This is a genomic window from Paenibacillus sp. R14(2021) (assembly GCF_019431355.1).
Lineage (GTDB): Bacteria > Bacillota > Bacilli > Paenibacillales > Paenibacillaceae > Paenibacillus_Z.
Map to the genome: position 1 here is coordinate 2,577,501 of NZ_CP080269.1, position 25,813 is coordinate 2,603,313.

The window sequence follows — 25,813 nt, forward strand, 5'->3', positions numbered from 1 at the left end:
CGCAGGCCATGATTTGGTGGAGTTTTATTTCAATGGCGTAGGCGTCTCCGCCGCTCGGATAGGCGATGACCCCGATCCACGCCAGCTTCGGGCCCCTAGGCGACGGACGAGTACAAATCTGCCGAAAGAATTGTCAGCGCGATCGCCCACAAAAGCTTCGTATGCTGGGCATGCAATCCTTGTAAGCATCGGCCGGCCGATGAAGATTCTTTTTTGACAAACGTGAAATTGGCGAAAGCGTACCAGATGGAGACCAAAGCAGCTAATGCCAATTGCAGCTCGAAATGTTTGGACAGATGAATATGCAAGTAAGCACATCTCTTTCAGCGGACTGACGGACATCTAATATCCTCTGCCTCCTGTCATTATTTCATGCACAGGAATTCAGGTGCAGCCTATGGCATATCCACACAACCACGCTTCTCCAAAATCATTCATGCTCCGTTATTGTTTTCATGCATGACGAAGCAGAAATCAATCAAAATAGAAAAGGGATGGAACAGATATAACTCTGTTCCATCCCTGTTTCGTTGTTTAGTCTTACGCGCTGCAGCCTTCGCATTCGTAATATTGATTGCCTGTTGTTTCTTTCGCTTCAAGAACCTTGCCGATTACAATATCCGTTAGTTCCATAAATTCGAAATCAGCTACTTTCGCGTGGACGGCAGTGCGTGCTTCTTCTTCGCTCTTGCCGATCCAGCTGAACGTTGCCTTCTTGCCTGAAGAAGGAACTTCATATTCAAAAAGAAATCGTGTCATGGTACTGCTCCTTTCTCTCTCTTCTCTCTCTAACCTACCCCTATTATATCATAAACGGTCGCTTAAAACTTGAGAATAGCCATAAGCACAAGCCGCATTGAAAACCATGATATAACAGCAATGCCTCTTAGGTTGGATGAGTACGCGACGACGGAATCGAATACTGGATGCCGTTTCGTCGTTTCCCAATGATCCGGTATTTATCGTTGAACAGCAGCGAGAAGTATCTCGGATTCGCTATGCCGACCAATGTGGAGATTTCGCAGATTTTGAGATCTGACTGCGCAACCATCGCCTTCGCCTGTCCCGGTCTGTATTCCTGAAGAAAATCTAGAAAGCTGCGTCCTGTTTCGGTGGTTCCCCCATGCCTGTCTGACGATACACGAAAACCCGCGGAATCCGCGGGCTTCATCCTGGAACATATGGCAAGGTATATCCAAATGGCTGGCTTCTATACTACGAATGGCTTCTTCAAGGACGTAATGTCAAGCTAGCCCGTTATAAAACCTCGACAACGCTCCCATTAGCGTCATAAAGCCCTCTTCATAGATCTTCCCGTAACGGTGATGGCGCTCTAAATCAGGAACAAACCGATTTCCTTCCGGCCTGCGGACCGCAGCGGCCGCTTCCCGGAACGAACTGTAGACACCGGATCCGACACCGGCAGACACGGCTGCCCCAAGAAGTGTCGCCTCAGCCATGTCGGGCGCGATCAATTCGATACCCGACACATCGGCCTTGATCTGCAGCCAGACGCTGTTCTTCACGCCCCCGCCGACCACATTCATTCGTTCGATCGGACTTCCACTGATCTGCTCGGCGCTCCTGCGAATAAACTCCAACTGATAGGCGTTGCCTTCCAGCACCGCTCTGAGCATGTCTCCTTTGCCGTGCTTTGCCATCAGGCCGATGAACGCTGCTCTGGCCGCTGGATTCGCCTGAGGCGCGCCGCTGCCGGCCAGATAAGGATAATAAAGAATGCCTGTCGGACCGGGCTCCGTTTGCGCCAGCAGCTTCATTAATGCCTCATAGGAAAATCGAGTGTCGCCGAGCGTTTCGCGAAACCATTCCACCGAGCCGCCCGAGAAAGAGTGTCCGCCCATCCAGAACATCTGATTCGGGAAGGCGTTGCGTCCAAACGACAAACCGGACTCGAAGTCTCTCGTATCCAGTCCTCGTTCGGCAAAGCCGCCGACAAGCGTCTCCGCGGTACCCATCGAGTTATAGACATCGTTCCCTCCGGCCGAACAAATGACCGAAGCAGCAATATGATCATGTCCCGCCAGACAGACAACAGTATCTTTGCTCAATCCCAGTTTGGCCGCTGCATCGGGCATTACCGTCCCGACGGCACTGCCCACAGGCACGACGCGAGGAAACAGCTCCGGCTCGAAGCCGAAATGGCGGATGAACGGTACGTCCCATTCGCGGCGGTCGATCAGGTAAGCGAACGTACGGGCCGCCAGTGTTTCGTCCTCGGCAATCTCACCAGTAAGGCAATGGGCAATATAGGCTGATACCGACACCCACACGCCGCTTCCTACAAAAGCTTCCGGGCATTGCTCCCGCAGCCAGAGCAGCTTGGGCAGCCCATACTTGAACGAAGCATGAAGGCCTGTACGACAGAAATGCTCCTTTGCGTCGATTTCCCGTTTCACCAGCTCGGCCTGCTCGATAGAGCAGGTTTCGAACCACGGCAGGATCTGTGAACGCGGTTTCCCGCTCCGCGGATCCAACAGCAATCCACTTTCCGCCATGCTCGTTATGCCGACCGTTTGTACACGAGGAGAACCCGCGGCTGCCATGACGTCTCGAATGAGGTCAGCAGCCGCTCCCCACAGCCGGTCGGGATCGCAGGCCACCGTCCCTGCCGGACCGGGAACCCTCGTATTTGGACTCACCGCCTGCGCGACGGCAAATCCATCGTCACGGAATAACCCTGCTTTAATATTCGTGGTGCCAATGTCGATGGCAAGCAGCATGCCACGCAGCCTCCTTTATGCCGTACGGGGCCGATGCCGCTTCTTTCGGCACCGGAATCGCGGCGCGGTCGCTCCTTAGCTTCTTCATCCGGCGTTCCTTCATTACGCCATAACGATCTCGATTTGGACGGACCGATCCGCTGTTCCTCTGTCGATCTCGTACACGTAGTCGCCGATCTGATTGATTGCGGCCTCTTTCCCGTTGACGCTGGCGTGCAGAGGATGCCCCTTGGCGGCAAACACGAAACGTCCGCCTTCGCGCAGCGTCAACACCGTTGAACCGCCTTCCGAAGCGCTGCTTGTCACAGATGCCGGGGACATATATTTATCCGCCAATCCGATCGGCGCCACTCCGCCTGTGACTGGCACGATCACGAACAACGCGTATTCCCGCTCTTCCAGACGGACCGCTTCGCGCTGATCCGCTTTCATGAACGAACAGCTTTGGGTGAAGTGCTCGTATACCGCGAACTCGGTGCCTGCCAGCCCAGGAACGTCCCCTGGGCCGATGAAGCCGTCCACCACAGCGGCTTCCGGGTGAATATGAAACGCTGCTACGACGCCCGCGACGCCAGCCGTATTCCACAGCTTCATTGGAATGGGACGTGCGGCGGGATCTGCAAGCAGACAATCCGGCGTCGGGTTTGCCGTGCCGTTGCAGCGAATGATGGTTCCGTCGGCATAAATAAGCGGCCAAACGTTCGCAGGATTTGTAGACCCCGGCGCGTCGCTGATATAAATCGGCCCGCCGCTAACGGAGCGCAGAACGGCGCTTTGCTTGTCGTCATGGTTGTTAGACCAGTACATATCCCAGTCACCCCAATAGAAGGCTCCGTGATAGTAGGAGTTATAACCGTTTTGTAATGCATGCTCCGGAAAGCCGCGTTCCTCCTGCGGCACGAAATCGTCGCTGTTGCGCGAAACAGCCGATTTCGGACGATGCCAGATGTTCTCGGACGCCATCCCCATGCAGTTGATGATCGTATCGTTAAAATGCAGCGCCACCGACGCTTCAAGCGCCTCGTGCGCCGCAGCTGCCGCTTCGCCGATGGAGCGGCGTTCTTTTAAATAGTTCAGCACGGCGCTTTGGCTGTCCACCTTGACGAAATCGACGCCCTGCCGGCGCAGGAAGCTATGCCAGGCATGCCAGAAGCCGAAGCCTCTCCCCGCCTCGGGATATGGAATGAGATTGCCGCGCGGCACCTGATAGAGCGAATCGCGGCTGTCCCGGGCGATGATACTGTCCTCGTGAACGCCGCCCCAGTACCCGGCGATCGTATGCCAGACGCCGACGTCGCGAATGCCGAAACGATCTTTGAGCGCGGATACGGTCCGCTTCAGTCCGCCCGGGAATTTGACAGGGTCTGCTTCGAAGGAGACGAGCTTGCCGTCTTTCGTATCGGACCAGCCATCGTCGATCATCACCCATCCAACCGGCAGCCCAAGCGATTGCAGCTCCTCAGCTTTCGTAAGAAGCCCTTCCTCGTTGACTTGGTGGTAGAACGCATCCCAGCTGCACCAGCCGAGCCGGTCAAGCAGCTCGGGATACGTTTTGCTCTCGCGCGGCAGCGTGGGGTAGTCCAGCTCCTTCAGCGCGGCAGCGACGCCGCTCTGTACGAGACGATACGGATCGTCGCCAGCCGAGAATGCAAATGCTAGTGCATCGCAACGGGTGCGGCCGCTTTCGTAAGCTGACAGTCGGAGCGCGAAGCCGTCCTCTGTTCCGATGGCATCCGTCCTCCACACCGGTCCAACGACCGGCAGCAGGTGATAATAGCCGCTTTCCGTTTGCCATAATATCGATTGCGTCCGACCCGGAAGGTCTGCGGTCGACGTGCTGAAGTGCGGACGCGTCCACCAGTCTTTATGCTGGTAATTAGCCATCAGCCCTTCAATCGTCTCCGTTGGACGAACCGTTACGATGATACCATGCTCGGCAGCGAACACGCGCTGCCGGCCGAAGTCGTTCTCGTTGATCGCCTCTGCACGCACGGTGACGAGCACGCTGCCATTCTCGCTCATGGATACGCGGATATGCGCCCGTACGTTATCGGCTTCGTTTTTATAATGATAAACGACCGTCTTTTGTTCCTCGCTGTCCGTCCCGCAAGGCGTCAGCACCTCCGGCTGCGTCTGGGAATCCAGCTTTACCGCAACGCCGAAAGGGCCGAATAGGGCCGATGATGGATCCGTAATGGAATCAAATGCGCCTGTATCGTTGAATTGCAACATGAGCTCCTCCTGCCATTTTATAAGTAGCGTCTATTCCAAGGCATGCAGCGCGACTGACAAGCTCGCCGCGTCTCCGACATGCTCGCCGAGCTTCGAGGGCACGATTTCGCATGCCTCAAGCGATAATGGCAGTGCCTCGCGGGCCAGCTCCTCCATAACAAGCGGCCGCAGCAGCGCTTCCTGCCGCGCATAAATACTGCCGATGACGATGCGCTCGGGATTGAGCAGGTCGACAAGCAGCGCCAGACCTCTGCCAAGCTTCCGTCCTACGATCCCCACAGTCTCAAGCGCCAGCGCATCGCCACCGTTTGCGGCGTCGAACACCGCTTTGGCCGTGATGCCCTCAAGTCCTTCAAGATTCGTGCAAATGGCCGTTGTGCCTCCCTGGCGGATATGCGCCTCCGCCAAGGTGCGCCCAAGCCGCGCGATACCGCCGCCGCTGCAAAAGCCTTCGAACGAACCCGCTTTCCCGTATCCGACGGGACCGTCTTCTTCAAGTCGCATATGACCGGCCTCGCCTGCCATATCGCTGATTCCGGCATACAGCCTGCCGTCCAAAATCAAGCCTGCGCCCATCCCCGTGCCGAACGTTAGAAATACCATGCTCGATACGCCCCGGCCCGCGCCCCAACGCCATTCGGCAAGCGCGCAAGCGTTCGCGTCGTTCTGGAGCGCAACGGGCACACCGAAACGCTCGCGCAGCGGCGTCACAACATCAATTCTATCCCAGCCCGGCAGATTCGGCGGGGACAAGACGAGCCCCCTGCGGCTGTCGAGCGGTCCGCCGCAGCTGATACCGATTGCCTTAAGCGGCGAGGCGGCATCGGCGGCTTTCAGCAGCTCGCCCATCGCTTCGGAGAACTTCGCAATCGTTTCCTCCGGCGTTGCGGGTGTCGGAAAGCTGTGTTTCGCCGTTATTTCGACCTTGCCGTCCGCGGCGGAGCCAAGCACGGCTGCGCATTTAGTCCCGCCGATATCGAAACCTCCAAGGAGCACACTCATGCAAAAAAAGCCTCCTCGAGCATCATGCACAGCGCATGATAAATCGGAAGATGCCGCTCCTGGATATCCGGCGTACTCGTGTACGGCACGCGGACCGTAATGTCGCATAGCTCCTTCAGCCGGCCCCCGCCTTGGCCGGTGAAACCGATCGTCGTCATGCCGAGCGATTTGGCTACCTGCACGGCGCGGACCACATTGGCGGAATTGCCTGACGTGCTGAACACGACAAGCGTATCTTCCTGTCGGCCATAACCATACACCTGCTGGGCAAATACCATATCCGCCGCAACGTCATTAATGTAGGCCGTCGCCAGCGCGCTTTGGCTGACAAGCGAAATCGCGGGCAGTGCGCCCTGCAGCCTGTCGGCGATATAAGCTCCTTCTTCGCCGTGAACGAGCATTTTCTCCCGTTCGGACGGCGGAAGCGGACGCTGTGACATAAAGCCTTTCATCAGCTCGCCGACGACATGCTCACAATCGGCCGCGCTGCCGCCGTTGCCGGCAAGCAGCATTTTCCCACACTGCTCATAGGAGCGCTTCATGGCTTCGAAGGCTCCCTTAACTTCTTCCCTGCAAGGCTCCAGATCCGGATATTTATGAAAAAGCCCGCTAAAGACCGTGCTCATTACAATCACTTCCCTTTCCCCGTTACGCAATGGTTTCTTTCAAATGCGCGATGGCCTTGACAAAAAACGATTCGCTGCCGAAGCTGCCCGATTTAAGCACCAGTTCATAAGGTGTGCCGCCGATCGCCAGGCACGAAGGTAATCCCGGCTCTATCTCACGCAGCAAACGAAGTCCGCTCACGCCCAGCGCCGCGCATACCGCTGACGACGTCTCGCCGCCCGCTATGAGCAGCTTCCGTTGGCCGGTCCGTTCCGAGATTGCGGCAACGACGGACGACAACGCATCCGATACGATCCGCGATATGTCCGTATTGCCGGTGCCGAGCTTACTTGCCCGACGCTTCGTTTCCGCGACCTTGTCCGGATCATTCGAAGCATGCACCAATACGTCGCGTCCGGCTTGCAGCACGGCGCTTGCCTGCACGATAAGCTGTTCGAGATGGGTTTCTTTCCCTTCCACCTGAAGCAGTATAAGCGAATCGAGCTCAAATGCCGCAATGCCGCTCCGTTTCGCGTATTCAATCTGTGCCGCTGTCTGCGGCATCAGACTGCCGGCTGCGCAGAGCACGCTGCCTGAAGGTCTGCCAAGCGCTGCCTGATCGAACGGTACCCGCGGGAAGCCGCCGCTCTCCATCCCCGCTTTCCGGGACTCCCCTGGGTGCATGGACCGCGACAGAATCGCCAGCTCCTCCGACAGCGCGGAGCTGCCGCATAGAATCGGCTCATCCTGCACCGCCTCCGCGATGATGCGGAGCGAACCTTGGTCGCGCACATCGAGGATCAAGTAGGAGCACCGCTCCCGCATTCGTTCAATCTCTGCCCGAAGCGCGCCCGGTCCTTGCTCGATAAGCGCGATCGGAACGAAATCAACGGTCCGTTTGGTCTGCTTTTGCAAGATCGAGATCAAATTCGATTCTGTCATGGGATGAACGGGATCGCGTCGGAACTCGGAAGCCTCAAGCAGCTTCCCGTGGACGTAATGAACGCCGCCAATCGTCGTCCGGCCATTCTTCGGGAAACCCAGCACGATGACCGCGAACGAAGCGCCGAGTGCATCCAGCATGGCGTCGAATTCAGCGCCGACGTTGCCCCGGAAGACGGAGCAGGTCTTGTTGAAGAAGCGGTCGCAGCCGGCGGCCTGCACCGCTTTGGTTGCCGCGAACACCTTGCGGTATGCTTCTTCCGCGCTGTCAAGCCGGGAATTCGTGTCGAGCACGAGCACATCCGGCAAATCTCCCGCAGCCGCTTCCGCATGCCAAAGCTCAAGCGGATAGACATCCGTCCTGTAATCCGCCTTCGCGTACATAATACCAATATCGTTCGCGCCCGTGATATCGTCAGCGACGATGCCGATCATGCTTCCCACTTCCTTCTCGTCCGGTAGCCGGAACGCTCCAGGAAATCGCGCTCCATCGTCTTCGGCAGCGCGTTCAGCGATATACCCGCGCTCCGTGATTCAATGATCATCCGGCATGCCATTTCCAGCGTCTGCAGAGCCATTCTTGCTTCCTTGATATTCACGTCATAAACAAGCACCCCGTGATTGTCCAGCAGCAGCACGTTGGACAGACGCGCTTTCTTCCCCACCGCATCGCCAAGCTCCGCGGAGCCGGGGTGATAGTAGCCTATGCGCTCGATCCGCTCGAGATAATACATCGTTTCGACGAACAAGTTCGAAGGAATTCCTTCCGTGGCGCATGCGAACAGCGTGCTGTAGAAAGGAGAAGCATGAAGCACCGCTCCGATGTCTGGTCTTGATTCATATATCGCCCGGTGCATCGGCACTTCCTTGGAAGGCTTCTTCCCTGGGCTTGGATTTACTCCTGCGCCCGTCTCGGCCGAAGCCGGTCCGCCTTCCACGAGGAAACACTCGGCGAAATCATCCTCGCCGAGCTCTCCCAGAAACGTGCCTGTCGCCGTAATTAAGAAGCTACCGTCACTAAGACGGGCGCTTATATTACCGGCGTTGCCCCAGGCCAAACCGTTATCCATCATATATTTACCTGCTGCGCGAAGCTCGGAAACCGTCTCCTCCCGCCGCATCATTTTACTCCAGCTCCCATTCGAGCATGCTTGTTTCCGTCACCGGAAGGTCGGCATTAGCCGGCACGCGGAACGTCTTGATATCCGAGGGCTTGAAGTCTGCACGAATGACCCGGTTCCACTTTGGCAGCAGGATTTCGGCTGACGTCGCCCGTTTGTCCGTCTCGTAGCAGCGTACGATCAAGTCATCGTTATCTTCCGCTTTCTTAATGGCGCTGACGATGATGTTTTCCTTGTCGACGGAAACGTAGGAGTCGGTTTGCGGCAGCTTGCCTTCATGGAACGTCTCAATGACCGCTACCGGCTTGCAGTTCAGCTCGGCCGCGCGGCGCACCGTGCCCGCCTGCTCCCAAGTGCCTTCATGCGGCAGCAAGGAATAATTGAAGCGCTGAATGCCTTGATCGATGAATGCATACTCGCCGTCCGCTTCAGGCACGTAAGGGACATGATGCGCGTAGATCGGGCTGCGAAGCACCGTCAGCGCCATCTCTTTGTTATGCATGCTGTAGCTGTATTTGGCGTCGTTCATCAGGCTGAGCCCGTACACATCGTTTGTCTCCTGCACGATGCCCGAGTAGTCAACCCAGCTTTGGCCCGGCTCTTCCTCGCCGTTATGCTCTCTCTCGATGGTGCCGTACGGAATTTCATAGGTTTGCTTGCTAAAGATGACGTTGACTGGGAAGACAAGCTTAAGCATCTTAAACTTCTCGCGCCAATCCACCGTTACGCTGACGTCGATTTGTCTGCTGCCTGGATACATCGCGAAATCCTGTACGAGCTTGGAGCTGCCGTATTCACTCACGACGCGGATGACCGATTTGACCGGCCCGTGCTCGATGCGGAGCACCTTCGTTGCCTTGAACGTTTCCGAAGGTCCGTTGAAATGCAGCACGTCATGGCTCCACGTATCCGACGTATCTTCTATAACGACAGGCCTCGCGCCCTCGCCCTTCAGCACCTCATGATTCAGCTTCTTGTCGCGCAGGCTCTTGATGAATCCGGTATTCCGGTCGAATTCAAGACGAAGCAGGCTGTTCTCGAGCACGAGATCGCTTGCCGTAATCGGTTCGCCGACCGGCTTGATCGAAGCGGACTCCGTCACGAGCTTGTAAAGGCGGTAGCCGAGCGGCGGCAGATCCGCCATGAAGCTGAGCCGGTATCGGCCGCGTGCTGCAGCCTGTGATTTCACCGTCTGGAACGGAACCGGCTTGCCGGTCTCGTCAAGCAGCACGGTCTTCTCCTTGATCCCGCCGACTTCGAGCTCGACATTAACGCGGCTCTGCCACGCGTGCGGATTGAACACGACGATCGGACGCATGGACTCGTCCTGCTCGATGCCGATATTCCACGACAGCGATTGGACGGCGTAGTTGAGGGAACGATCGGCGATCGCCATTGCTTCGCCGAACAAATACCGGGCATCGTCATAAGCAGGCTCCAAGCTTGTGCCTGCCAAGATATCATGGAACTGGTTGAAGAGCACATTTTTCCATGCGCGATCGAGATCCGTAGGGTACGGCTGTCCCGTGATCCAAGAAGCGAGCGCGGAGAACTTCTCCGCGGCGATTAAACGGTTCTCCGCCTGACGGTTCCACTGTTTAATACCGGAATGCGCGGCGTAGCAGCCGCTGGCATGATGCTGAAGATCATCGTGGACGACCGGGAATGACAATCCCGATTTCTCCATATCCTCGAAATACTGATCGGGCGTCGCGAACTCGAGCTTCGGCAAATCCGCTTCCCCGTTCATTCTGCGAATACTCGAAATATTCTCTTTCGTCGGACCGCCGCCGTGGTTGCCTACGCCGTAGAACAGCATCAGGTCGTTCAGCGGTTCTTTGAATTCACCCAAGCAGCGGCGTACATGGTTCTCCAGATCCTTGCCCCACGACAAATATTCAAACATGATGCGGAACGTCAGCACCTTCGAGCCATCGTCGGACTGCCACCAGAACAGACGCCCCGGGAGGCCCTTTTCGTTCGGCATCGGGCGCATCATAACGTAATAGTCCATACCGCTTTTCTTCAGAATTTGTGGCAGCATGGCGTTATGGCCGAAGCTGTCCACGTTGTAGCCGACTTTAGCCGTAACGCCAAGCTTCTCCTTGAAATAGCGCTGTCCGTACAGCCCCTGGCGGACAAAAGATTCGCCGCTCGGAATGTTGCAGTCGGGCTGAATCCACCAGCCGCCGACAATGTTCCAGCGGCCTTCGGCTGCGCGCGCCTGAATTTCCTTGAACATGCCGGGGTCGTTGTTCTCGATCCATTCGTACATCGCGGCCGAGCTGGATGTGAAAATAAAGTCTTCCGATTCCTTCATCCGGTCGAGCGCGGAACGGAACGTTGCTTTCGCTTCCTGAAAGCCTTCCTGCCACTGCCACAGCCACACTGGATCCAGATGCGCGTTGCCGATCATATAAAGCTTCTTGTCTTTCATATGATTACATTCATCTCCTCGTAAGCAAGTTAAAATCTATGAATGAATTTCGTTTCGGAACATAGCTAAGCATTACAGTATAAATCGACCGGCTTCACCCGCGCTGCATACGAAGCTTTCCATTTTATCGATAACCGTGCGTTTAACGGCATCACGGCCGAGTGCCAGACGATCCGGAGCGAGCGACAGACATTCCGCGTTCGTCATCCGCTCTTCGCGGCCGAGTGCCGCAAGCAGCGACAGCTCCAGGTCAGTAGCGATATTCACCTTGCTTACGCCGCCGCCAGGCAAACGGAATGCTTGCTGCATCATCTCGGCCGGAACGCCCGAGCCGCCGTGCAGGACAAGATAGACCGGCGTTAACGTGCGGATAGCGGACAACCGAGCATAGTCGATTTTCGGCAGCTTCACGTTGTAAACGCCGTGTGCCGTGCCGCAGGATACGGCAAGCGCATCGACGCCGGTCAAACGGACGAATTCAGCCGCTTCCTGCGGATCGGTGTACAGCTCCTCGTCCTTATCTGTTTCAACGAAGTCGGTCGTGCCGATCATGCCGAGCTCCGCTTCGACCGATACGCCCTTGGCGTGCGCATAGTCGACGACTTCCTTGCTGTCCTTGACGTTGCCGTCGAACGGCTTCTCGGAAGCATCGATCATGACCGACGTAAATCCGGCATCGATGGCTTCGGCTATCGTCGCCAGCTCCTTCGTATGATCCAGATGGAGCACGACAGGAACGGTGATGTTCAGTGCTCCAATTTGAGCGTAAAATTCGTCGCCGAATTCCGCCGGCGTTATCCCATAGCGAATAAGCTCCTTGTGCGAAATTTGCACGATCATCGGCGAGCTCGCCTGCTGACCGGCCTGCAATACGGCCGCAATCATCGGCGTATACCGAGGCGAGAAGGAGCCGATCGCGAACCGGCCCGCTTCCGCGAATTCCAATGCTTTCTTAAGCGTGATTACATTTTGAGGTTTTGTTTGATTAAACAAGTTGTCCCTCTCCTCTCCAATGGTAAACAATTTATCTGCCTATTTATCTATCTGGGTTATTTATCTGTTTATCTATCCTATTGGTTCTGCAAAACTTGCTTTACGCGAGCCATGCCAAGCTCCGGACTTGTCAGGAACCGCTTGCGCTCTTCCGGCGAAAACCGTTCTACCACCCGGGCCATCGATGCCTGCGCCAGCACGACCACTTCCGTATCCTCCGCCAATCGGCGGAGGGTCTCCGCCAGTTCGGTATCATGTCCATCCTTGTCGCCGGCAAGCAGCAGCTTGTAGGCAGTAGAGGCGACAACGGCAACAAGCTCGACTTCCTTGCCGGCCTGCTCCGCTTTGGCCCGCAGCTGACGCTGCGTAGGTGCGAGCGTAGTAGCCAGTGTTGCGGCAACCCCGATTTTCGATGCCGTCCGCACTGCATATTCCGCCACGGCTTCGTCGATTCTGACGATCGGAACGCCAATTTCCGGCTGGACTTGCCCGCACAGCTCGCCAATGGACGAGCAAGCGTTCAGAATGCATTCAGCCCCAAGCTGTTCCGCGATACGGGCATATTCGCTCCAGCGGACCCGGATTTCTTCCACGCGGTCACCGTTTGCCGCGAGCTGCGGCAGGATCGAATCGTCAACCAGATTGACGATTTCGATGCCTGGCATCTGCTCGTTCGCGAGCACCTTAAGTGTTTCGACCGTTAGCGGCGTCGTATGAATAATGGCCAGCTTGCGGCCGGACCAGTACGCCGGTTTACTCTCTCCCATACCTATCACCCTTTCTTCATTGCAGCCATTCTGTTTATGCTCTCAGCCCCGCCTGGAATCGAATTCACCTAAACCGGCTGCAAGTTCAGCGCTTCCGCATAAGCCTCCGCCTCTTGAGACGCGTATAAGATAAGCCCGATGCACCAAGAATGCGACAACGTGAGCATCATGCCTTTGGGTTGAAAGCAGTTGGTGTTATAGAAACGTTCGGTTACCATCCCTTTATACGCATTGAAATCGCCATCTTCCCTTGCGATAAACTGCAGGAAGCAGGCGATATGGTCCCTCGTGCGATCAAGATAATAACGGTCCTTCGTGTACGTCCACAAACGCAGCATCTCCGGTACGCAGAACAGGCCATAGTTGTGCAGATGCTGATTAGACGTCGATGCCTGATCCGCGCCCCGCGAGCGGAAATCATACTGCGCGAGCAAAGAATGGCGCGGGAAATTCAGATTGTACGTCCACCGGAACGTCATCATCCAATCCGCCGCGCTGGATGCAAGCTCCAGCCACAGCGGGTTCCTGTCGAATTCATACAGATGCACATATGCGGCGACCGCGTTGTATGCATCCTCGGAGGTTGGCGTCAAGTGGACGTCCTCGGGGGCTCCGTAAATATACTCATTTCTTATGAAGCGTTCATAGTAAGCGCCGGCTTTCACAGCCGATTCAGAGAATGCATTCTCTCCAAAATAGGTTGCTCCTTCGAGGAGCGCGGCAATCCATAGCATGCCACCGGCGCCATCCCATTCCTCTACATGGCCTGTTTGGCAATTGTAGTACGAGCCGAAGTTTCCATCCTCCCGCTGATGGGAAGCCGCGAAGCGCAGATTGGACGCTACGGCCGCTTCCCAGTCGGGATGCGCCGCTCCGCGTTCGCGTTCGAAGGTAAGCGCGCGCGTCATGAACAGCGTGGCCTCTGCGATCGTACGTGCCTGCAGCCAGTCGGATTTCGGATTCCACCCGGCGGTCCAGCCTTTGCCTTCCACCCACGATGCCCAGAAAATGCCGCTCGGCGAAACGCCGCCCGCAATCTTATCCAGCACTGCGATTCCAGCTTCCGTATAGGCGCCGATATCTTTCTTCCTGCCGTACGCAAGGAGCGCATAGGCATATGGCGCTCCGCTAACCCAGCCGACATGCATATGGGGACGGTCGCCCATCCCTTTCACGTTATTATTGAATTCCCGGTCGAATGCCGCAGTTTCGTTCAAGATGCCTTGGTCCTTATTGTAGTGCCATGTATAAAGTCCATGAGCGGTCAGCTCCGCTGCTTCTTCCAGTCCCATCCACGGATTCAGGTCATGCTCCGCCGCATGCTGCCGGTACATGCGCCGCACAAACGGATCGTAGGCATGGGGGTCGGGCCCCGCGGCGTACACCTTCAGCTTCAGCATCACCTGCTGGCCCGGCTGAAAGCGGGCAGACACTATATCAGCGGGCCTTGGCAGCGGATCACCGACAAATGTCACCGGCTCTTCCCGGTAAGGGAAATTCAGCCAAATCGCCGTCCCTTCGGCATTCCCCTTGAAGCCGAGGCCGGACAAGCCAAGCTCCGACATTTCGTCGGTGCACAAGGCGCCGCAAGCTTCGTCGTTCCAAGCGAATACTGCCGGGAGCGCCGCGCGGTCCGAACGAAATGACCAGTAATCGGACACCATTTCATCCGAATTGCCGCCCCGGTAATCGTACCGGGGATACCGGCGCAAATTTTTCTCGAACCGGTTTTCTTTGTAGAATGCGCCGGGGATCATCCAATCCGGACGACCCGGACCGATCAGCTCGCAGCCGAAGGTCAGCCCGAAATCCGCAGGCTCGCTGCCCTTATAGACGAACCGAAGCTTCACGTCGTAACCGCCGCATTCATCATCTGTTACGGCCGTCCATGCCGCTTCCGCCTCGAACAACTCCGAAGCGCCCGTCATCCGCAGTCCGCCTTCACCGTCCGGAGCGATGTCCGAGATCGCCAGCTCGGCGATTTCGCGGCCTTCCGCATTCCATATGCCGAGAAGACGAGCGAACCGCATGTACGCCGGACCGTCATCCTTCCCAGGTTCGTATACCCGAAGCTCGCTGCCGTTTTGTTCTGCTCTCCATCCCACTGTCCGGGCCCCCTTCCGATTCGTTTAGATGTCCAGCTTGTAGAGTTCAATCAGATTGTCCCGGAAAATTCGGTCCGCGAAGCGCAGCGCGTCCGCTTCCTTCATCGCACCTTCTGCCACCTTCTCGGTCAGCGTGTCTGCGATGATGCCGCGCGCCAGCTTCAAATGCGCATAGGTGCCTTCGATGTGGCTGTAATCTCCGCCGAAGCCTTGAATCTTCGTCTGCGGTACCATCTCGATCATTTGATGCAGGATCTGCTTGGCTGCCGTCGGAGAAATAATATAAGTCCATGTAAAATCGGCGTACACGTTTGGATAGTTTTTGACAATGCTTAGGTAAGCATCGTGATAAGGGAAGCCGCAATGCAGCAGCACGAACTTGGCGTCCGTGTATTCGGCCAGCAAAGGAAGAAGCAGCGCCGCATTAGAGTTCGGAATCAGATTCCCGTTGCTTGAGACGCTTGTTTCGTGATGGCCGGTATGAATTTGGATCGGCAGCTCATAAGCAATGGAACGCTGGATAATAAAATGAATGAGATAGTCTTGAAGCGCCTCCGTCTCCCGCTGAGACAGTCCGTCCTCCAGCGTGCAGCCCATCAGCCGATTGAATATGGATTCGGCATCCTGGAGAGACGGTTTCGTGCATGCCAGCGACCGCCAATAAGCATGACCGAGCTTTGTCGCGACCATGCCCTCCTGCTTGTATCTATGCAATAAGGCATCCACGGCATCCAGGTAGCCCGTGAGCGTATGCACGTTCATCCGCGCGTTCCGCTCGACGTCGTGAATATCCTTGCGTGTTCGAAGTTTATAGGTGAAATCCAAGAACATAATCGGCCGGAATAGCTCATAGTCCAGCTTTGTCGTTTGAATCAGCGTAAAAGCCAAGTCAATACCCGATTTCTCAAACAATACCTGGTTGTACCAGTCAGGGTTATGCGACGCTGCTTTCACTTTCTCGTTCACGTCCAAAATCCCCGTAACGCTCCAGTCGTTAAACGCGTACAAATCGTTCATCGCGGTTCGGAACATGCGCGCGTAAGTCGTATTGCTCGTTCGTTCCCAATACTTCATGAACACGGCCGCCTTCTCCTCGTCGCTGCGGCCATTTCTGCTGAGAGCGCCTCGGACCATACCGGCCGTAATTAGATCGGAATCCAAATAATGAAGCAATGAGAAAAAATCGTGGTTCTCTTTCTTGCGGATTTGCGGAGTCGCCAGATGCTCATGTCCATCGATGATCCGGAGTTGATTTACATATTCATGAATGCTGCTCATCGGGCCTTTCTCCTTCCAAAAATAGGGAGACTGCTTCTCATTCGAGAGAAGCAGTCTCCCCTCAATTAATCTACATCTTAAGCTCTGGGAAGGCGTTCTTGACTTCCTTCTTGAATGCTGCTACTACATCGTCGAAGCTCTTATTGTTCGTAATGCCAGCGCCGGCGACTTTTCTCCATCTGCTGAGAATTTCCTCGCCGTATTTGTCCGCCTTCGTTGCCGGAATTTTTGTAACCGTTTCATAGTACGGCTTCAAAATGTTCTGATCGCCGAAGAACGGGGCTTTAAACGTTTCGAGGTTGCTCTCATATACTTTGCCGTTACCTGGCATATTGCCGGTTTTCTCCAGGTTGTGCTGCTGCCATTCTTCACCGGCGATATATTTGATAAACTCGTACGCCAGCTCTTTATTGTCCGATTTGTCGTAAATGCCGCGGTATGTGCCGCCGACGTAGAAGCCTTCCGGCGTTTTGGCCACGCCATACTTGCCTTTTGCTTTATCGTCTTTGTTATCAATCATGAAGCCAGCCCAAGCTGGCATCGAAGTAAGCACGACGCTGCCGTCGTTAAGCGCATTGCCCCAGCCAGCCGACATGAAAGATAGCTTGGCGTCCACGTTGTTTTGGCGGATGCTTTGCTGTGTTTCGTATACCGTCTGCCATTTCGGATCGATATTCAGCTTGCCGTCCATTACCCATGGCTGCGTGTTGTACGCCTCGATGTCGAACAGGTCGCCCGAGTTTTGAATCAGATGGACTTTGCCGCCGCTGTCCGCAGCTACCTTTTTGCCGAGTTCGATTACTTTATCCCAGGAGCTGACCATCTCGCTGATTTTGTCTGAATCGTCCGTGCCCAGCACTTTCTTGGCATTCTCTTTCAGATACCAGAAGCCGCCCGGCGAGGAATGGTCGGATATCGCGCGAAGCTTGTTATCAGTTGAACGTCCAAGCTCTTGCACGTAAGGAATGTAATCCTTCACCAAATCGTCGCCGCCCATGGCCGAAAGGTCGGTCAGGAACTTGGAGTCGATGAATTTGCCGATATAGCCGCGCTCCAGATCGAAAATATCGGGAACGTCTCTGCCCGATTGAAGCGCCGAAAGCAGCTTCGTTTGGTACTGGTCACCCGGGAACATTTTCACATCTACGGTGACACCCGGATTCTTCGCATGAAATTGCTCAGCCATATCTTTCACTTGATCGAAGAACGTCCAGATAACCAGTTTGCCCTTCAGCTCTGTAGTGCCGCCGTTATTGCCAGCTTGATTGCCGCTATCCGCTGCGCCGCTGTTTGCATTTCCGGTATCCGCCTTCGTGCCGTTAGCATTACCGCCGTTGTTAGTGTTACCGCTGTTGCCGCAGCCTGCAAGCAGGCCGGCAGCCAGAACAACGGAAGTCGCCATGGTCAGCCATTTTTTCGTTTTCAAAACCGTTCTCCCCTTTAAATGTGGTTTAAATGAGATGCTTAAATGATGATCCCCTTGGTAGCAAAACGCTTTCATTGATAGCCTTGTTATTCCTTGCCCTGACGCATCACCTCTTTCAATGGAGTCTTCTTCTCACGCCGTTAACCTTTCACTGCTCCTGCCGCAACGCCGTCGATGATCCGTTTGGACATGAGGGAGAAGAAGACCAGTACTGGAACGACGGCAATGACGATACCGACATATTGTGCGCCGAAATCCGATGTAAACTGCGACTTCAGACTCGCGATCATTACCGGCAGCGTTTGCAGGTTGTTGTCGAACAGTACGATCAACGGCGTCAAGAAATCGTTCCACTTTCCGATGAAGGCGAAGATGCCCAGGGTCGCGAGCGCCGGGCTCATAATCGGCAGCACGATCCGGTTGAAAATTTGCAGCTCGCCGTAGCCGTCCATCCGGCCCGATTCGATCACTTCCATCGGCACCGACGCATCGGCGAACTGCCGCATCAGAAAGATGCCGAAGGCGTTATACAGCGACGTAAGAATAAGCGGCCAATAGGTGTTAAGCATATGCAGCGCGTCCATGAGCTTGTAAAACCCGATAATGCCGAGCTGTCCCGGAATCATCATCGTTCCGATCACGAACAGAAACAGTACGCCGCGGTACCGGAAGTTGTATTTCGAGAAGCCGTAGCCGGCCAGTGCTGCGAAATAAACATTAATGATTGTTGCCGTTACCGAAATGAATGCCGAGTTTCCAAACCCGCGCCAAATGTTAACCGTTTCCTTAAGCCGCGCATAGTTATCCAGAAACTGGTCTCCCGGAATAAGCAGCAGCTTGCGGGCAATATCTGAATTGGTGTGCGTCGAAGTGATAATCATGCTGTAAAACGGCAGCAGGCACGTAGCCGCGACCACAATGAGAAACAGATACAATATGACTCTATTAATTGCTTTCATGTGCTTCGCCTCCTTAGTCGTTCAGCTTCGAGGCTCTGGCGGTAATAGCCGTGAAGAACATGACGACGATGAAAATGCCGTAAGCAACCGCTGCGCCATAACTGTAATCGAAGTTTTTAAATGCGGTCTCATACAAATACATCACCATGGTTCTGGCCGTATTATCCGGACCGTCTCCGAGGATTAGCGGCGCGTCGAACAACTGCAGCCCGCCAATGACGGAGGTGATAAAAACAAACAGAAATACCGGTTTGAGCAGCGGGAGCGTAATATGGATGGCCGTTTGCGTTTTCGTCGCGCCGTCTACCTCCGCCGCTTCGAATACTTCGTTCGGTATGGATTGCAGCCCCGCAATAAAGATAATCATGTTAAAGCCAAAATACTGCCAAGCCACGACCGCCGAGGTGATCACGCGCGCCCACCAAGGGCTGTTGAACCAGTTAACCGGATTCTCGATGATGCCAAGGCTCAGCAAAATCTTGTTAATGCTGCCTGTCTGCCAGTCGAACATCAGGGAGAAGATAACGCCCAGCGTGACCGGTGTAATGATGTGCGGGAAAAAGTACACCGCCCGGAAGAAATGCTTGCCCCGAATAAATTTCTCATTAAGCACCAAAGCCAGCAGCATCGCGAGAATAAGCTGCGGGGCGTTCGATAAGATCCAAATCAGGAGCGAGTTCCCGATCGTCTGATAGAAGAAGCTGTCATGCAGCAGACGCGTATAGTTCGCGATGCCGACGTACACGGGATCGTTGAAGCCGTCCCATTTCATGAAGCTTAAGTACAAGGTATACAGAATTGGCGCCAAACCGAATACGGCAAACCCGATGAAAAAAGGCGCGATGAAAAAGTAGCCGTAATACGATTTGTTAACCTTCGAGCCCATTCCCTCTCACCTCTTTCTAATATTTTCCGCAGGAATCGCGTATGATGAGCCTTGGCTTTAACAGATAATGGTTGTCCTGATCGCCGTTCGCGGTACCGTCGATCTTCTGGAACAAACCATGTGCCGCCTTCATGCCAATATCCTGAAACGGCTGCCGGACGGTCGTAAGCGACGGATAGACCCATTCGGAAATCGGAATATCGTCGAACCCGACGATCGACATCTGCTTCGGCACATTCAATCCATGCTCTTGCGTGGCCCGCAGGGCTCCGATCGCCGTCTCGTCGTTTGAAGCAATGACGGCCGTGAATCCCTTGGCAAGTAGAAGTTTCTTCATGGATTGGTAGCCGCCTTGATTGCTCCAGTCGGATTGAACAACCCACTCGGGATTATAGTTGAGACCAAGCGTTTCCATCGCTTTCAAATAACCTTTGAACCTGTATTTGTTCGCGGCCGCATGATCGGGACCCGAGATGTAGGCGATGTCGCGATGTCCGAGGCCATGCAAATATTGGACGATTTCGTAAACGCCTGCAGCATTATCCACATCGACGGATAAAATATCCTCCATTTCGCCGTGATCTCCGACCAGCGCTACGGGATAACTGGAATCACGGATTTGCTCCAGGTCCCGCTTCGCGCGTTTCTGGAAACTGACGAGAATGACACCGTCTACCTGGCCCTCGTAAAGCATGTTTAGGAACGAAATCTCTTCCTCGTAATTAGAGGTCCAGCTTAGGAAAATGCAATTGTAGCCCTTCATGTTCGCTACGATTTCGATCCCGCGTATAATGCCGGAATAGAAATAGTTGGAGATGTTGTCGACGACGACGGCAATGATGTTAGTCCGATCGAGAACAAGCCTTCGTGCATTGGCATTACGATGAAAGTTAAGATCTTTAATCGCTTTCTCCAGTGCTTCCTGCGTCGCTTTTTTAACCTGCTGTCCATTTAAATATCGGGATACAGTACTTTTGGACGTCCCCGCCAATCTTGCTACATCGTGAATTGTCGGCCCCACTTACGATCACTCTTCTCCTTTATTGTTTCCCCTTTCAGATCTGCAACCTTTTTTTGGGAACGTTCCCATTTTAACAAAGGGAATGGATTCTCGATACAACCATTTTGGGAACGTTCCCATTTTGTAATAATCGGCCGACATATATTTTTATTACAGCTGTGCGGCGTGGTTGGATCACTACTAGATGAAACAACATCAATTTGAATTATTGTTTTGGGAACGTTCCCAAAATAGCTGTTCCTTAAAAATAAAACACATGGCCACCTACATTATTGAAACTCCCAAACCATACTTTTGGGAACGTTCCAATTTTCTTTGAAAAGACTATTGAGATAATAGTAGCGCTTACAACACCTGTTGTCAACCTTTGATTTTCACTATTTCAAAGACGAATATTAGCCTATACTTACTCTCCAAAGCGGCATGTAACGCCCAGTTAATCACCGGAATGTCATCCTGGATTGCGTTTTTTCTCCTCTCCGTATGCATATGCTGAAAAACGGAAACCAAGACCAAGTTTGGTTTCCGCAGCAGTTGGTTATTGGAGAATCTCAGCGCTCGTACGCTTTCATTTGAGCACCGCCAGAGCTCTCTCGGACGATTAATTCCGTCGGAATGACGATCTTCCGCACAGTCCGCCGTCCCGGCTCCGTATCGAGCGCGAGAAGCAGCAGTTGAACCAGCCATTACCGGGGGCATGGCCACCCCTTGTTTGGTAACGAATTGCAGACGAGCTTGCACAAGTTGGCGGCGCAATTCGAACAGCCTGGCCATACCGGCCTAATCAAGGTAAATCCAATGCCGTTTGCATCGTTTGCAGATCCAAGCGGAACTGTTCCTTCAGATGCCACGGATGATACCATCCCTTATCGAGCATGAACGTCAAGATCCTTTCGTGGGTGTCGATCGCTTCCTCCAGCTGCCTTGTCAATATCGCCTTGATCTCGGGCGTACCGGCCTCCGTGACGGCCATCGCATAGTCTCTCACACCGCTCTTCGATGTGTGTTCATGTCGTTCACCTCCGTTTAGGATTGGCGTCGGCCGGAATTCCGGGACGAGGGCATGGAATGGGGCTTTCGCGTACAGGTCTTGCAAGTCCGCAATCGCCTGGATGGACTGCCAGACATCCTTCTGCATCAGGTCCTTCAGTTCTTGATCGAACACCAAGCCCTGCATGAGTTTGGACTTGGCCAGGCATAACGTTTTGAAGTTAATCATTTCGTGAAGTTCAAGGGACTCATGAGCGGCTAAGGTCTGCTGTTGTTGGTTCATGTACCCACCTTTTTCTGAGAAATTACGGCATGAGTATCTTGTCCCTGATAAGTCAATTTATTCAAATGTGTTAGCGTAATGATGTTCAGTTCGAACCGAGGGCCCAATGGCCTGAAGTTCGGCCCGAGCCTTGTTGCACAGCATCCTGGATAAGTTCAAAACAATCACTTGGCGTTAGGGTTGTTCCGTTTCCTTCGGGTTATTTAAACGTAACAGTATGATCACTCCCAGCACAATAAGCAGTTCAACTGCCCCCGTCATTATTCCTCCCAAACTGTTCGCTTTTAAAAAGAATTGGTAATGATTCATATTGTCCCTAAAGAAAAACGCTCTTAACAGACCAAAAACGACGCCTATCAAATAAATGAGATTGTTATTGGGGATCCCAAAAACAATTTGAATGCTTCGAAATAACACGTACACCTCCAAGGAAAGCTTCGCAAACACGGTAGGAATCCAAAATAAAAAAAGAACTAAATCCAATCGGTCAAACTGCTCGGTAAATGCCAGTTCTCTAATTAACGACAACGTAGGATGAACCTGAGTACTCAATAAATCACTTCCAAATACGCCGATTTCCAAAAAAATAATGACGTATAAAAATGCAAGGCCGCCTATCGTCCCTGTGACTGCGGCTAAACGAAGATACTTTAACGGCTGCATATGGCCTAATATGAAATATAAAATGACGATTTCTCCAGCCCAAGGCACAGCATTATATACAGCCTGCATCAATGAGAAGTACGTGTTTGGATTTAAAATAGGCACGACATTTAAAAAATCGATTTTAGGCAACAAATTGATTGGATTTATTGACATCACAAGGACGAAGGGGAAAAAAAATAAACCATTGAAATTAGCAATTGTCCCGATGCCTTTCTTAGCGACATAGCTTACTAATAACATGATGATTATCGTGGTCATAATTGTAGATGTCATTGGCAGCAGTGCGAGCTGTATGGCACTAATAAACGATTGAACATCGTTCAAAAGCAGTAATGTAATAAAAAAAATAAAAAGCATCGCCATTCCCTTTTCTGCTGCCGGGTGCTTTTTTCTTTGGTCAGAAAACAGATTCCAAGTGGGCAGTTTTTGGTAACCCTTCAGTCCCAAAAGGATAAGCAGTACCGGAAAAGGGACGATGAGAAAAAAAACGAACCAACCATTACTTCCAGCCGGCACGACCTGAGTTATTGGGAATTGAATAAATGAAGTGGTCACAACAAAATTGGCAAGCAACAGAGCTAACTGAAAATGTGTTATCAATGCTCGCATCATCGTACTCCTTCTTGTTGGCTTTCTTGCATTTCTATTTTGGACTTGAAGCACGATCAACGTTTAGTCCCGTTTGTTCAAGAACAAATTTTACGTCGATGTTCGTATGTATGCTGTGCAGTCTCTGCTCCCAGTTGTTTTTCCATTTTGATTCCCAGCTTGTATTATGAAATATGCGTGCATAGTTCCCAAATCCAAACGAATCGCTCCCATGCGCAAAACTTTTATCAAGGATACTCTTTATATTGTTACGGATCTGTTCTTCAAGTTGTCCCTCTAGCTCTTGGTTCTCCCTTTTATTTTGTAATTTATTAATTTGCTCTCCTTCACGAATAATACCTCTTCCCTTGACTTGAATACTGAACTCAGGTGTTGCCCCTTTTAACAACGTTTTTATCTTGAAATGTTGTTTCGTAATTAAAATCGAAACATAACCGCCTTCAACTGGGTATGTCAGCGTTTTTCCCTTTAGACAGTTTTTTTTCAACCAGCAAACTCCTATTGTTTCATTTTTCTTCGTCTCGAACTTCATCGTATTGTCATGGAATACAGCAAAGGAGCTAATCGAAACTTTACCATGATCATAATGAACAACGGGCAGGATGGGATCCTTCCCCTTACTGTTTATTTCCGAAAGCAGTTCTCTTGCGGTAACCGAAAACCCCATTATTTTTCCTATCTCTCTTATATGTTCTGATGTAATTTTGTCCAATTCGGAATGTGCCTTTAAAATATCGGTAATTTCATTGCGCGTCACATAGACCTGGGTAGAAAGTCTGGACTCTAGGTTTCGATTAATAAAATCAAGGACTTCTGTAATTCCCGCTTTGGCGATATTCTCATGAATGAGAATGATGCGCCTATGCGAAAATCGGAGGATTCGGGATGAATGGTTTTGAATATTTTGATCCGCGTCAAGAATATTCCGGCCCATGCTTGTTTCAACATAATAAGGATTTTTCTCGGGTGACGATCCGCCATTGTTCGTAGACATGGGAATCGCAATCAGCAGGCTAACTTGAACGCCTTCATTTACTTTCTTAATGCCGGTCGCTAGTACGACAGCCACATTATTAAGCTCTCTGCTGTCTGAACATCCAGATAGGAGTAAGGTCATAAATAAGAAAATGGCAGTCAGGCATTTTATCAGTCTCATTTTCTCCCTTGACTCCTAACATATTTGATCAATAGGCTCTGCATCCAACCGGAATTGGCATGTCCCCTAGGATTCTTCAACTTTGACCAATGTAACCTTACTAAGGTGTCTTTCAAGCCCGTCAAAGATAATGGGGCCACCGGAGACAAAAAGGGTGTGCCGAAAGATTGCATACTGCATAGATGAGCGGCTACGAAAGCAAGACCTATTGTAATACCAAACAGACCGAATATTCCGGCTAAAATGATTAAAGGAAAACGTAGTAATCGAAATGAATTAGCGATATTGTTTAACGGAATCGTCGATCCGCAAATCCCAGTAAACGACACAATAATGACCATGGGCGCCGATACGATACCCGCTTCAACCGTAGCGGTTCCGATGACAATCGCGCCAAGAATACTGATTGTTTGCCCGGCGGCTTTCGGAAGACGAAGACCTGCTTCCCTGAGAATTTCCGCCAATAGCTCCATCATAAAGGCTTCTAATACGGCAGGGAACGGGATTTTATCCCGACTGGCCATGAAAGTAAGCAGAAACTTAGTGGGAATCATTTCAATATGGTAGGTGGATATTGCGACATATAGAGCGGGGAGCAGAAAAGAGACTAATACAGAGAAGTAACGCACTGCTCTTTGAAAGATGGAGAAATAATATCGATTATAATAATCCTCGCTGCTTTGCATCATTTGCCAGAATGTGCTCGGGACGATAAGCACGGAAGGAGACCCGTCGCAAATAATGGCAATACGTCCTTCCAATAAATTGCCCGCCACCTTATCCGGCCGTTCCGTATTCTGAATTTGCGGAAATAGGCTATTGGGATGATCTTCAATCATTTCTTCGATGTATTCGCTCTCTAAAACACCGTTTATTTTGATTCGATCCAATCTACGATGAACTTCTAAAAGCAGATCCTGCTTAACAACATGCCCCAAATACACGACCCCGACTTTTGTTTTTGTGTTCTCGCCTAATTCTTTGTAAGCAATCTTCAGTTGCGGGCTGTGAATTTTTTGCCGAAGCAGTGCAATGTTTGCAGAGCAATTCTCGATAAACCCCTCTTTCGATCCACGAAGAGCCGACTCATTCTTAGGCTCGGTAATATCTCGAAACAATCCTCCCTGTGCTTTAATCACTAATGCTTTGTCAAGCTTATCTATGAATAAAATCGCACTACCCTCTAGAATGGAACTTACGATTTCGGTCATTTCTCTTGTTTCCGAAACAGGGACTGTTATAATTGCATTCTCTTCAAGTTCGATTAGATTAGCATCCATCCGTTCAACGTGCTTTAAAAGATGTTCCAACATATGAAAGGTGATTCTTTCTTCTTTAATTAGACCTACAAAAAAAACAAGGCAGGCATTCGTATTCCGTTCAGAATAATGTTTATAGATCAGGTCGGGACAGTCGTAAAATAGCTGTTGTAAATCATTTATGTTTTCTGACATTGACTTTTTTACAGATAGATCTGTTTGATTAACGAGTGTCATAACTGCCTTCCTTCCGCTGCCGTGTTTCAGATAAGTGAATTATTCCCCCTATTTCATTTGTTATGCAGTGCATGTCTCATGCCCGTCGCAGGAACCT

Annotated in this window: 20 protein-coding genes and 2 pseudogenes; all 22 read right to left on the minus strand. The window is 52.5% G+C overall.

Features of this window, described 5'->3' with window-relative positions; genetic code table 11:
* Positions 1 to 540 precede the first annotated feature (540 nt).
* A complete protein-coding gene (locus KXU80_RS12070) occupies positions 541 to 759 on the minus strand; it encodes a hypothetical protein (RefSeq protein WP_219838405.1) in 219 nt (72 codons plus the stop codon).
* 127 nt (positions 760 to 886) lie between these two features.
* A complete protein-coding gene (locus KXU80_RS12075) occupies positions 887 to 1,051 on the minus strand; it encodes a hypothetical protein (RefSeq protein WP_219838406.1) in 165 nt (54 codons plus the stop codon).
* Between the two features lie 193 nt (positions 1,052 to 1,244).
* Positions 1,245 to 2,741, minus strand: a complete 1,497-nt coding sequence (locus KXU80_RS12080; RefSeq protein ID WP_219838407.1) for an FGGY-family carbohydrate kinase — start codon at positions 2,739 to 2,741, stop codon at positions 1,245 to 1,247.
* 102 nt (positions 2,742 to 2,843) lie between these two features.
* Positions 2,844 to 4,973: a Sip1-related alpha-galactosidase gene (locus KXU80_RS12085; RefSeq protein ID WP_219838408.1), complete on the minus strand. Its 2,130-nt coding sequence runs from the start codon at positions 4,971 to 4,973 to the stop codon at positions 2,844 to 2,846.
* Between the two features lie 30 nt (positions 4,974 to 5,003).
* The gene (locus tag KXU80_RS12090) at positions 5,004 to 5,975 is read right to left on the minus strand and encodes an ROK family protein (protein WP_219838409.1); all 972 of its coding nucleotides are present in this window, start codon (positions 5,973 to 5,975) and stop codon (positions 5,004 to 5,006) included.
* Positions 5,972 to 6,601 (minus strand): D-sedoheptulose-7-phosphate isomerase, encoded by a 630-nt coding sequence (locus tag KXU80_RS12095; RefSeq protein ID WP_219838410.1) that lies wholly within the window; start codon positions 6,599 to 6,601, stop codon positions 5,972 to 5,974. The genes KXU80_RS12090 and KXU80_RS12095 overlap by 4 nt, the downstream gene beginning before the upstream one ends.
* A gap of 22 nt (positions 6,602 to 6,623) precedes the next feature.
* Positions 6,624 to 7,958: a four-carbon acid sugar kinase family protein gene (locus tag KXU80_RS12100; RefSeq protein ID WP_219838411.1), complete on the minus strand. Its 1,335-nt coding sequence runs from the start codon at positions 7,956 to 7,958 to the stop codon at positions 6,624 to 6,626.
* A complete protein-coding gene (locus KXU80_RS12105; RefSeq protein ID WP_258171366.1) occupies positions 7,955 to 8,647 on the minus strand; it encodes a class II aldolase/adducin family protein in 693 nt (230 codons plus the stop codon). The genes KXU80_RS12100 and KXU80_RS12105 overlap by 4 nt, the downstream gene beginning before the upstream one ends.
* Position 8,648: 1 nt before the next feature.
* Positions 8,649 to 11,081, minus strand: a complete 2,433-nt coding sequence (locus KXU80_RS12110; protein ID WP_219838412.1) for an alpha-mannosidase — start codon at positions 11,079 to 11,081, stop codon at positions 8,649 to 8,651.
* Between the two features lie 72 nt (positions 11,082 to 11,153).
* On the minus strand, positions 11,154 to 12,074 hold the full coding sequence (locus KXU80_RS12115) for a class II fructose-bisphosphate aldolase (protein ID WP_219838413.1): 921 nt from the start codon (positions 12,072 to 12,074) through the stop codon (positions 11,154 to 11,156).
* Between the two features lie 77 nt (positions 12,075 to 12,151).
* The gene (locus KXU80_RS12120) at positions 12,152 to 12,841 is read right to left on the minus strand and encodes an aspartate/glutamate racemase family protein (RefSeq protein WP_219838414.1); all 690 of its coding nucleotides are present in this window, start codon (positions 12,839 to 12,841) and stop codon (positions 12,152 to 12,154) included.
* A 68-nt stretch (positions 12,842 to 12,909) separates the two neighbouring features.
* Entirely contained in the window at positions 12,910 to 14,946 is a 2,037-nt protein-coding gene (locus KXU80_RS12125; protein ID WP_219838415.1) for a YyaL domain-containing protein, read from the minus strand.
* Between the two features lie 24 nt (positions 14,947 to 14,970).
* The gene (locus tag KXU80_RS12130; protein WP_219838416.1) at positions 14,971 to 16,224 is read right to left on the minus strand and encodes an amidohydrolase family protein; all 1,254 of its coding nucleotides are present in this window, start codon (positions 16,222 to 16,224) and stop codon (positions 14,971 to 14,973) included.
* Between the two features lie 70 nt (positions 16,225 to 16,294).
* Positions 16,295 to 17,650 (minus strand): ABC transporter substrate-binding protein, encoded by a 1,356-nt coding sequence (locus tag KXU80_RS12135; protein WP_219838417.1) that lies wholly within the window; start codon positions 17,648 to 17,650, stop codon positions 16,295 to 16,297.
* 140 nt (positions 17,651 to 17,790) lie between these two features.
* Positions 17,791 to 18,609 (minus strand): carbohydrate ABC transporter permease, encoded by an 819-nt coding sequence (locus KXU80_RS12140; protein ID WP_219838418.1) that lies wholly within the window; start codon positions 18,607 to 18,609, stop codon positions 17,791 to 17,793.
* Positions 18,610 to 18,622: 13 nt separating this feature from the next.
* Positions 18,623 to 19,495, minus strand: a complete 873-nt coding sequence (locus tag KXU80_RS12145; RefSeq protein ID WP_219838419.1) for a carbohydrate ABC transporter permease — start codon at positions 19,493 to 19,495, stop codon at positions 18,623 to 18,625.
* 16 nt (positions 19,496 to 19,511) lie between these two features.
* Positions 19,512 to 20,516: a LacI family DNA-binding transcriptional regulator gene (locus KXU80_RS12150; RefSeq protein WP_219838420.1), complete on the minus strand. Its 1,005-nt coding sequence runs from the start codon at positions 20,514 to 20,516 to the stop codon at positions 19,512 to 19,514.
* A gap of 784 nt (positions 20,517 to 21,300) precedes the next feature.
* Positions 21,301 to 21,519 (minus strand): annotated as a pseudogene (locus KXU80_RS27990) (spore coat protein); the annotation flags it as partial.
* 21 nt (positions 21,520 to 21,540) lie between these two features.
* Positions 21,541 to 21,789, minus strand: a pseudogene (locus KXU80_RS27995) (spore coat protein); the annotation flags it as partial.
* A gap of 174 nt (positions 21,790 to 21,963) precedes the next feature.
* A complete protein-coding gene (locus tag KXU80_RS12160; protein WP_219838421.1) occupies positions 21,964 to 23,067 on the minus strand; it encodes a GerAB/ArcD/ProY family transporter in 1,104 nt (367 codons plus the stop codon).
* Positions 23,068 to 23,098: 31 nt separating this feature from the next.
* Complete coding sequence (locus KXU80_RS12165; protein WP_219838422.1) at positions 23,099 to 24,220, minus strand: Ger(x)C family spore germination protein; 1,122 nt, start codon at positions 24,218 to 24,220, stop codon at positions 23,099 to 23,101.
* Entirely contained in the window at positions 24,217 to 25,716 is a 1,500-nt protein-coding gene (locus tag KXU80_RS12170) for a spore germination protein (RefSeq protein WP_219838423.1), read from the minus strand. The genes KXU80_RS12165 and KXU80_RS12170 overlap by 4 nt, the downstream gene beginning before the upstream one ends.
* Between the last annotated feature and the right edge of the window lie 97 nt (positions 25,717 to 25,813).

Bases quoted from the DNA above. Each gene is read 5' to 3' on its own strand.
- KXU80_RS12070 (WP_219838405.1), bottom strand. From the start codon at position 759: ATGACACGATTTCTTTTTGAATATGAAGTTCCTTCTTCAGGCAAGAAG.
- KXU80_RS12075 (WP_219838406.1), bottom strand. From the start codon at position 1,051: ATGGTTGCGCAGTCAGATCTCAAAATCTGCGAAATCTCCACATTGGTC.
- KXU80_RS12080 (WP_219838407.1), bottom strand. From the start codon at position 2,741: ATGCTGCTTGCCATCGACATTGGCACCACGAATATTAAAGCAGGGTTA.
- KXU80_RS12085 (WP_219838408.1), bottom strand. From the start codon at position 4,973: ATGTTGCAATTCAACGATACAGGCGCATTTGATTCCATTACGGATCCA.
- KXU80_RS12090 (WP_219838409.1), bottom strand. From the start codon at position 5,975: ATGAGTGTGCTCCTTGGAGGTTTCGATATCGGCGGGACTAAATGCGCA.
- KXU80_RS12095 (WP_219838410.1), bottom strand. From the start codon at position 6,601: ATGAGCACGGTCTTTAGCGGGCTTTTTCATAAATATCCGGATCTGGAG.
- KXU80_RS12100 (WP_219838411.1), bottom strand. From the start codon at position 7,958: ATGATCGGCATCGTCGCTGACGATATCACGGGCGCGAACGATATTGGT.
- KXU80_RS12105 (WP_258171366.1), bottom strand. From the start codon at position 8,647: ATGATGCGGCGGGAGGAGACGGTTTCCGAGCTTCGCGCAGCAGGTAAA.
- KXU80_RS12110 (WP_219838412.1), bottom strand. From the start codon at position 11,081: ATGAAAGACAAGAAGCTTTATATGATCGGCAACGCGCATCTGGATCCA.
- KXU80_RS12120 (WP_219838414.1), bottom strand. From the start codon at position 12,841: ATGGGAGAGAGTAAACCGGCGTACTGGTCCGGCCGCAAGCTGGCCATT.
- KXU80_RS12130 (WP_219838416.1), bottom strand. From the start codon at position 16,224: ATGAGCAGCATTCATGAATATGTAAATCAACTCCGGATCATCGATGGA.
- KXU80_RS12140 (WP_219838418.1), bottom strand. From the start codon at position 18,609: ATGAAAGCAATTAATAGAGTCATATTGTATCTGTTTCTCATTGTGGTC.
- KXU80_RS12145 (WP_219838419.1), bottom strand. From the start codon at position 19,495: ATGGGCTCGAAGGTTAACAAATCGTATTACGGCTACTTTTTCATCGCG.
- KXU80_RS12160 (WP_219838421.1), bottom strand. From the start codon at position 23,067: ATGATGCGAGCATTGATAACACATTTTCAGTTAGCTCTGTTGCTTGCC.
- KXU80_RS12165 (WP_219838422.1), bottom strand. From the start codon at position 24,220: ATGAGACTGATAAAATGCCTGACTGCCATTTTCTTATTTATGACCTTA.
- KXU80_RS12170 (WP_219838423.1), bottom strand. From the start codon at position 25,716: ATGACACTCGTTAATCAAACAGATCTATCTGTAAAAAAGTCAATGTCA.